Raw genomic sequence first — 6,976 nt, 5'->3', positions numbered from 1 at the left:
ACCATCCCGATCGATGCTTCCATGCTCCAGCACATCTGAGCCCTTCCTTTCCCGTCCGACCATACGGACCAGCGCACCGGGCGGGTTGATGCTGGTCAATACCTGACCGGAAAGAGCAGACACCGCGGCGCTGATTTCAGGAAATGAGGGCGTAAATAGCCTTGCACAGACCCGCAGGGTTTCGTCCCCAGTCGCGCGGGCATCGTCCGCAATCGCGCATTGGATCACTGAGAAAATATTGTCAGACGCGCTCAAAATCGTCGTGGCCGGGCCGGTTAGACTGCCCTTTCTGCCGCACCGGGGGTGTCTCCGCTGATGAGCGGTTTTTGCTGGTTGAAGTTGTTGCAGACGCAGAGATAACCGCCCTCAGTTTCTGCAAACCTTCGCTCAGGCTGAAAGCGTTTAACAGCGCACTCTGGTCATCGGAACGGGCGGCACGAAGCCTCGACGCAGTTGTTGAGCCAGCTGCCCGTCTTTTGCTTGTCGGGAGCACCGGGTTCCTGCAGAGCCATTTTGTCGGATGCCCGGCGATCTGTCAGGGTTTTGTCAGCGAAACCAGAACGCTTCATCAGATCACTGCGGAAGCTCTACGCGGCCCTCTTGCATCGGCCTTTCGCGACAACCGCCTCCGGCATCTCGACTTGGTGGTCGAAGGGCGCAAGAGATAATGTCGCCTGTCTTTTATCTTAGCGATGACTTTGTCCGGATGCTATATCCACCCGAAACTGATCTCAGCTGCCGGACCCGTTTATCGGACCATCCGAGCTGATCACACTTTGGTCTGACACTGACGCTGGTCCCGGTGCGCACGCTTGCTGCGATCAGAATGCCCCCGAACTTTCCCCGGCGCGGTCTGTCGCCTGCGAAAACCCGGTCACGACATCAGGTTGGCACAAGAGGCGCAACTGATCCGAAGGCGCGCCGTCCCTGCCACCGTCACCGGTCTCAGCCAGCGTCCCGTCAGCACGTCCGAATGGCGCACCGGGCATTCCGTCAGGCACCGTTCCGGCCAGACAGCTTTCAGGTTCACGCAGGCCATAATCAACAGCTGTGCATTCGTTCATGGCTGCCGTCGCGCGTTGCGCCGGCAGCCATGGGCCGGATTGATCTTCGTCAGTTAACCGGTTTTGCGCCTGTTTAAACTCGCTCCAGGGTGCCGTGGAGAGGAGGGGCTCGTTTGACTTGCAAGCTGATCGTAAAGGATCATCAAACAAAGCAATCTGCCAATCTGGCCGACTACGCTGCCGCCTGCAGGTCTTTCACATGGCAGCAAGCGCGGGATGAACTTGCCGGTTTGCCCGGTGGCGGCCTGAACATCGCGCATGAAGCCGTGGACCGACACGTCGGGGCTGGTCATGGAGATCAGGTCGCATTGCGGTGGATCGCCAAATCCGGTGCGCGCAAAGAGTTTTCCTATGCTGAACTCAGTCGCAGGTCCAACCGCTTTGCCAACGTTCTGCGCGCTCGCGGCATAAGGCGCGGCGATACAGTGTTCAGCCTGCTGGGGCGGGTTCCCGAGCTATATATTGCGGCTCTCGGAACGTTTAAGGCCGGTGCGGTCTTTTGCCCCCTGTTTTCGGCGTTCGGACCCGAGCCCATTCGTGCACGTATGGAGATCGGTGCGGCGCGCGCACTTGTCACTTCGGCGCGCCTTTACAAACGACGCTTTGAAAACCACGCGGCCCCGCCAGAAGTCTTCTTGGTCGACGGAAACGAGGCGGGTGCTACCAACCTGCCGTCCCTGATGGAAGCGGCTGCTGATACCTTTGATATTGCGAAAACAACCTCCGAAGACGCTGCTCTTTTGCACTTCACCTCTGGCACGACCGGCAGGCCCAAGGGTGTGCTTCACGCGCACGGCGCGGTAGCAGCGCATCACAGCACCGGACGACTGGCGCTCGATCTGCGACCGGGCGACACCTATTGGTGTACGGCTGATCCCGGCTGGGTAACCGGAATGTCTTACGGCATCATTGCACCCCTGACCAATCGCGTCACCATGATCGTGGATGAGGCGGAATTCGACGGCGAGCGCTGGTACGACACCCTGTCGCGCGAGGCGGTCAACGTCTGGTACACGGCACCAACTGCTGTTCGAATGCTCATGAAAGCGGGGCTGGACGCGGCGCGACAACACGATTTTCCGGCATTGCGCTTCATGGCCAGCGTCGGAGAACCCCTCAATCCGGAGGCCGTGATCTGGAGCAACAACGCGTTTGGCATGCCGTTTCATGACAACTGGTGGCAGACTGAAACCGGCGCTATCATGATTGCCAATTTTGCGGCTATGGATGTCAAACCGGGATCAATGGGCAAGCCCGTACCCGGTATCGAGGCTGCCATAGCGGATACCGCTGCAGATCCGGTGCGCGTTCTTACAGAACCCGGGGCCGTGGGCGAGATTGCGCTGCGCCCTGGCTGGCCGTCGATGATGCGCGGCTATCTGCATGAAGAAACGCGCTACAAGGAATGTTTTCGTGACGGCTGGTACCTTAGCGGCGATCTGGCAACACGCGATGCGGATGGTTATTTCTGGTTTGTCGGGCGCAGCAAGGACCTCATCAAAAGTGCGGGCCACCTGATCGGACCCTTTGAGGTGGAAAGCGCGCTGCTGGAACATCCCGCCGTCGCCGAAGCGGGCGTGATTGGCCTGCCCGATGACACCATGGGCGAGGTCGTCACAGCCTATGTCGCTCTCAAGCCCGGCCACGCGCCAACCGATGATTTGCGACTGGAACTGACCGGGCACGCGCGCAAGCGGGTTGGTCCGGCCATCGCCCCGCGCGAGATCATATTCCGTGAAAACCTGCCAAAAACCCGCAGCGGCAAGATCATGCGGCGACTTCTCAGGGCACGCGCGCTCGGCTTGCCGGAAGGCGATCTGTCAACGCTTGAAAGTGACGGGACATGACCCGCAGCACAGACAAGCCCCGTCTTGATCACACGCACCTGCGCAACCTGTTGTGGCACATGATCCGTATCCGCCGCTTTGAGGAAAAATGCGCAGAGCTTTACACACAGCAGAAGATACGCGGCTTTCTGCATCTTTATGACGGTGAAGAAGCGATTGCGGCGGGGATCATACCGCTTTTGTCGGGATCGGATCGTGTTGTTGCCACCTACCGTGAGCACGGGCATGCACTGGCGCGCGGCGTGCCCATGGGTGCCGTTCTGGCGGAAATGTACGGCAAAGCCGAGGGCTGTGCCGGGGGGCGCGGCGGATCGATGCATCTCTTCAGCCGCGAGCATAACTTTTACGGCGGCAATGCGATAGTCGGGGGGGGACTGCCCCTTGCTGTCGGCCTTGGCCTGGCGGACCGCATGTCTTCCAGCGGGTGCACGACCGTCTGTTTCTTTGGCGAAGGTGCCGTGGCCGAAGGCGAATTCCACGAAAGCCTGAACCTTGCGGCCTTGTGGAACCTGCCGGTGCTTTTCGTGTGTGAGAACAACGGCTACGCAATGGGTTCGGCCCTCGAACTGACAGAGGCACAGACTGATATCACCGCGAGGGCGCGCAGCTATGGTATTGATGCAGCGTCAGTCGATGGAATGGATGTCGTCGCCGTCGAAGTGGCCGCGCGTAAAGCGCTGAACGCCATTTCCGATACGGGTAAACCCCGGTTTTTGGAATGTAAAACCTATCGCTTCCGCGCCCATTCCATGTTCGACCCACAGCTCTACCGGTCCAGCGAAGAAGTAGCAAAGTGGCGAGAGAAAGGCCCTGTAGTCCGGTTTCAGACCTGGTTAAACGACGCCGGTTTACTGCGCGCGCCCGAGGTGTCGGAGATCACAGCCGGGATAGATGCAGAGATCGCCGAAGCCGTCAGTTTTGCAGAAAACGGCACGGATGAGCCGACTGAGCAGTTAACGCGATTTGTTCTCGCGCCCGATCGCCCCGCCGCACCCTCGGTGCCGCAGCCGTCGAAAATGATCGCGACCACATACCGCGAAGCGGTTCGCGCAGGAATCGCCGATGCGATGTCCCGTGACCAACGGGTGTTTCTGATGGGGGAAGACGTCGGTCATTATGGCGGCTGTTATGCGGTAAGCAAGGGCTTGCTGGCGGAATTCGGTGCCGCGCGCATCCGTGACACGCCGCTTTCAGAGTCAGGTTTCACCGGCGCGGGGATCGGTGCTGCCATCGCGGGTCTGCGTCCGATCGTTGAGCTGATGACCGTCAATTTCTCGCTGCTGGCGCTCGACCAGATCCTAAACACCGCCGCTACAATCAGGCATATGTCCAATAACCAGTTCGGCGTTCCGCTGGTGATCCGCATGGCAACCGGCGCAGGCAGGCAACTGGCCGCACAGCATTCGCACAGCCTTGAAGGTTGGTATGCGCATATACCCGGGCTTCGTGTTCTGACCCCCGCCACGCCGGAAGATGCCCGCGGGATGCTCTGGACCGCCTTGCAGGACCCCGATCCTGTACTGATTTTCGAGAATGTCATGCTGTACAACCGCGAAGGCATGCTGGCCGAAAACGCAGGCCCCGTCGGCATCGACCAGGCGGCCACACGCCGGTCCGGTAGAGATATCAGCCTGATTACTTACGGCGGATCGCTGTACAAAACGCTGGAAGCCGCAGAAATCCTTGCACAAAAAGGCGTGTCGGCCGATGTGATCGACCTGCGCAGCCTGCGGCCACTGGACATGGACACGATAAAGACTTCGGTCGCAAAAACCAACCGCGCCCTGGTGATTGACGAGGGGTGGAAAAGTGGAAGCCTTGCCGCCGAAATCGGAATGCGACTGGTCGAGGAAGCTTTCTATGACCTCGACGCACCGGTTGCACGCGTCTGCAGCGAGGAGGTTCCGATCCCCTATGCCCGGCACCTCGAACAGGCGGCAATTCCGCAAACTGACAAAATCGTAAGAGCAGCGCAGGAGCTTATGGAGGCCAGGCCTTGAGCAATTTTCTGATGCCCTCGCTGGGTGCCGACATGGAGGCTGGAACGATGGTTGAACAACTGGTGGCCGCCGGTGACACGGTCAGACGAGGAGACGTCATCGCCGCGGTGGAAACCCAAAAAGGCGTGATCGAGATCGAAGTATTCGAAAATGGCATACTGGCGGAATGGCTGGTGCACCCCGGCGACACGGTACCCGTGGGAACGCCACTCGCTGTTATCCACGATGCGGGCGGACAGGAAACGCCGGATTTGCCTGAACCGTCTGAACCTGAGCCTGCACCGCGTGAAGCGCCTCAACCCGTTGATCCCGGGACCGAACCGGCAACACCGGAAGATCAACCGCCGGCAGACCCTGCGCCCGCGCCCGTCCAGCCGGAAATTCCTCAGACACCGGGTGTCGAAATCCCGCCGCCCGACACTCAGCGTCGGCGCATAACCCCCGCGGCCCGGCGCCTCGCAGTCAGGAGCGGCTTGGATATAAACAGCATCCCGTGTCAGGAAGAAAAGGTCATTACGCGCGCGGACGTGATCGCCGCCGCAACCGGCCCGCCCCCTTCGCGCGACAAGACCGCCAACCAGATGCGCGATGCAATTGCGGCGGCCATGTCGCGCGCAAAGCGCGAAATCCCGCACTATTACCTGACACACGAGGTTGATCTCACAGCGACAGATGCCTTTCTGAAGGACCAGAACGCCGATCGCCCGCCCGAATTACGGCTTCTGCCAGGCGCCGTATATGCCCGGGCGATAGCGGCCGCTCTCGGAAAGTACCCCGAATTCAACGGGCATTATTCACAGAACCGGCTTCACCCGCGCAAGGACGTGCATATAGGTTTCGCCATTCATCTGCGCTCCGGCGGACTTGTGGCTCCCGCCTTGTTCGATGTGAGCAACCTTTGCCTTGACGAAGTGATGGAAGCCCTGCGCGACCTGGTGGCTCGCGTACGCGTGGGACGCTACCGCGCGCGAGAGCTTTCAGAGGCCACAATCACCCTTTCCAGCCTTGGAGATCGCGGCGTGGATCAGTTGTCCCCCATCATCTATCCGCCACAGGTCGCGATTATCGGTATCGGCACACCCCGACTGCGCCCTGCCCTCTACGATGGCCGGATTGCACCGCGTCTGATGACCAGTGTAACGCTGGCGGCCGACCACCGCGCGAGCGACGGACACCGTGGTGCACGCCTGCTCAGGCGCATCGAAAAGCTGCTTCAGGAACCGGAGAAGCTATGAACCCGCAGGAAGCCGAGACTGTGCTGACGTCGGCGCTCAACCGGATCGCTCCGGAGATCGATCTGTCACAAATCGACCGCAGCGCGGATCTGCGCGACGAATGCGACATTGACTCAATGGACTTTCTGAACCTGGTCACGGCAGTATCGAAAGAGACAGGTGCCGAAATACCCGAGGCGGACTACCGGAAACTCCACAGCTTTGACGCCTTTACGCTATATCTGGCAACACACGCGGGCTGAGCGTCAGGCATTTTTGTATCAGAGGCATCATGTCCGGCCGGTAATCTTCCCCGACGCGAAATACCGTATTTTCCGGTGCCTCAATCCGGTCTTCTCCGTCTGTGACCGGCTCCGGGGCGATCTCGATGGCCCGGTACCCGCGCTGAAGATCATGATGCACGTGCGGTTGTCCGCAGATCGGACAATCAAAAATGCAATCCCGCATGAGATAGTGAAGGGATCGGTTCAGACGCGATCCGGCCATGGGCCACAACCGTTTTCGCACAGACACGAGCCGCCTTGCGGCTGTAATGCTCGTCGCGAAACGCCGCCCGGACCTGTTTTTCAATCATCGGAACGCCATTCGGATAATCCGCAACGCCCCAGCCGGTCCCGTGTGCACAGCCCAGCATGTCCGACCTGCTTTGAGCCATCAGCGCTTTTTTTTGTGATTTCACCAGACCGCGTTCAACTCTGGTGGGTGCATTTGCATGCATGGCATAAAGGAGCCACACGTTCCCTCCGGCGCAATGAACTGCACATTTCCGGCTTCTGAATAAGCGGACTGATATTGATCAATGTATCGCGCGGCAGAGCTGTACCATCGTG

At 59.8% G+C, this 6,976-nt stretch carries 7 protein-coding genes; 4 read left to right on the top strand and 3 right to left on the bottom strand.

The annotated features are described in order from the left end of the window. Together Q0M35_RS15990 and Q0M35_RS15985 are read right to left on the bottom strand one after the other, a co-directional pair. On the bottom strand, positions 1–255 hold a 255-nt coding region (locus tag Q0M35_RS15990; RefSeq protein WP_295317109.1), incomplete at its 3' end, for a hypothetical protein. Between the two features lie 566 nt (positions 256–821). Next, entirely contained in the window at positions 822–1,064 is a 243-nt protein-coding gene (locus tag Q0M35_RS15985) for a hypothetical protein (RefSeq protein WP_295317107.1), read from the bottom strand. 113 nt (positions 1,065–1,177) lie between these two features. On the opposite strand from Q0M35_RS15985, the gene acsA reads away from it, so the two are divergent. Genes acsA through Q0M35_RS15965 form a run of 4 tightly spaced genes read left to right on the top strand, consistent with a single transcriptional unit; the run spans position 1,178 to position 6,388 of the window. Continuing rightward, positions 1,178–2,911 carry an acetate--CoA ligase gene (acsA, locus tag Q0M35_RS15980; RefSeq protein WP_295317101.1) on the top strand — a complete coding sequence of 578 codons (1,734 nt, stop codon included), beginning with the start codon at positions 1,178–1,180 and terminating at the stop codon, positions 2,909–2,911. Continuing rightward, complete coding sequence (gene pdhA, locus Q0M35_RS15975) at positions 2,908–4,911, top strand: pyruvate dehydrogenase (acetyl-transferring) E1 component subunit alpha (protein WP_295317094.1); 2,004 nt, start codon at positions 2,908–2,910, stop codon at positions 4,909–4,911. Before acsA ends, pdhA begins: the two co-directional genes overlap by 4 nt. Further along, positions 4,908–6,146 (top strand): dihydrolipoamide acetyltransferase family protein, encoded by a 1,239-nt coding sequence (locus Q0M35_RS15970; protein WP_295317092.1) that lies wholly within the window; start codon positions 4,908–4,910, stop codon positions 6,144–6,146. Before pdhA ends, Q0M35_RS15970 begins: the two co-directional genes overlap by 4 nt. Next, on the top strand, positions 6,143–6,388 hold the full coding sequence (locus tag Q0M35_RS15965) for a phosphopantetheine-binding protein (protein ID WP_295317089.1): 246 nt from the start codon (positions 6,143–6,145) through the stop codon (positions 6,386–6,388). Before Q0M35_RS15970 ends, Q0M35_RS15965 begins: the two co-directional genes overlap by 4 nt. A 185-nt stretch (positions 6,389–6,573) precedes the next feature. Here the strand turns inward: Q0M35_RS15965 and Q0M35_RS15960 are convergent, their stop codons facing one another. Then, a complete protein-coding gene (locus tag Q0M35_RS15960) occupies positions 6,574–6,882 on the bottom strand; it encodes a hypothetical protein (protein ID WP_295317085.1) in 309 nt (102 codons plus the stop codon). Between the last annotated feature and the right edge of the window lie 94 nt (positions 6,883–6,976).

It is taken from the genome of Roseobacter sp. (genome assembly GCF_024639605.1).
Classification (GTDB): Bacteria; Pseudomonadota; Alphaproteobacteria; order Rhodobacterales; family Rhodobacteraceae; genus Roseobacter.
The sequence above is the reverse complement of the archived record's forward strand: the minus strand, read 5'-3'. Positions and strand labels throughout refer to the sequence as shown.

Excerpts from the sequence above, each read along its gene's own strand:
- Q0M35_RS15965 (WP_295317089.1), top strand. The coding sequence starts at position 6,143 with ATGAACCCGCAGGAAGCCGAGACTGTGCTGACGTCGGCGCTCAACCGG.
- Q0M35_RS15985 (WP_295317107.1), bottom strand. The coding sequence starts at position 1,064 with ATGAACGAATGCACAGCTGTTGATTATGGCCTGCGTGAACCTGAAAGC.
- pdhA (WP_295317094.1), top strand. The coding sequence starts at position 2,908 with ATGACCCGCAGCACAGACAAGCCCCGTCTTGATCACACGCACCTGCGC.